This is a genomic window from Pseudoalteromonas sp. NZS127 (genome assembly GCF_015864805.1).
In the GTDB taxonomy this organism is placed as follows: Bacteria; Pseudomonadota; Gammaproteobacteria; order Enterobacterales; family Alteromonadaceae; genus Pseudoalteromonas; species Pseudoalteromonas nigrifaciens.
This window is the reverse complement of sequence record NZ_JADYWN010000068.1, coordinates 1-752: the sequence shown is the minus strand read 5'-3', so window position 1 is coordinate 752 and position 752 is coordinate 1. Positions and strand designations below refer to the sequence as shown.

1 protein-coding gene is annotated in these 752 nt (G+C 57.8%); it reads left to right on the top strand.

The window, feature by feature from the left end; genetic code table 11:
• The first annotated feature begins 31 nt into the window (after positions 1-31).
• The gene (locus I6E78_RS18460) at positions 32-403 is read left to right on the top strand and encodes a hypothetical protein (RefSeq protein WP_197161963.1); all 372 of its coding nucleotides are present in this window, start codon (positions 32-34) and stop codon (positions 401-403) included.
• The last annotated feature ends 349 nt before the right edge of the window (positions 404-752 follow it).

Below are 752 nucleotides of genomic sequence, written 5' to 3'. Positions count from 1 at the left end.
GTCAGTCCGACGATCTTTTTGAAAGGCAAATATGCAACCGTCCGAGCCCCGTTCTTTGTCCCTCAAGGCAGCCGCTTTTGCTGCTCTTGGTGCAGCATCTGAAAAGGTGACCCAGAGCATGGAGGCGTACCGCGTCAAGGCCAGTGGCCCAAACACGGCCTGCCAACTGCTGCAGCACCTCGGCGTAGCCAACGTGGGCCTGCCAGGTTACGGCAAGATGCGCTCGGCCAGCCACACCAAACGCGGCCCAGGTCGTCGTTTCACCATTGGCGACGGCACACGCACGTCCCAGCAGCGTCAGGCAGGCGCCTACGGACGCGGCTTGATGAACTGGGTTGCGAGCACTCAAGCTGCGCGCTCAGCAAATCGCAAAAATGCCAAAATGGCACGGGCCTGCGCTTAAAAACCCTTGACCTTTATTTCGCAAACGCGATAATACGAACCAGGCCAGCGCAACCAGTGGCCGGAGTTTAAAAGTCGAAAGGCTCTCAAACCAACTGGAAGATTTCGGTGACGAAGAGGCTGGGTTACACCCAGTAACGGTCCTCCGGTCGGACCCTAAGCCGGCGCGCTCTCAAACGCGAAAGGGGAAGGGGCTGATCCACCTACGGATTCTTGGAGCCTGCGCGAGCAGGGCCTTCAAGCGAGAGACTGATAAGAAGGTGCCACTGCCATTCTCACGCAAGGCAGCGTAGCACCGTAAATCGGCCTCTCACTTGAAGGTCGCACAGTGAAAAAGTGAGAACAAAGGC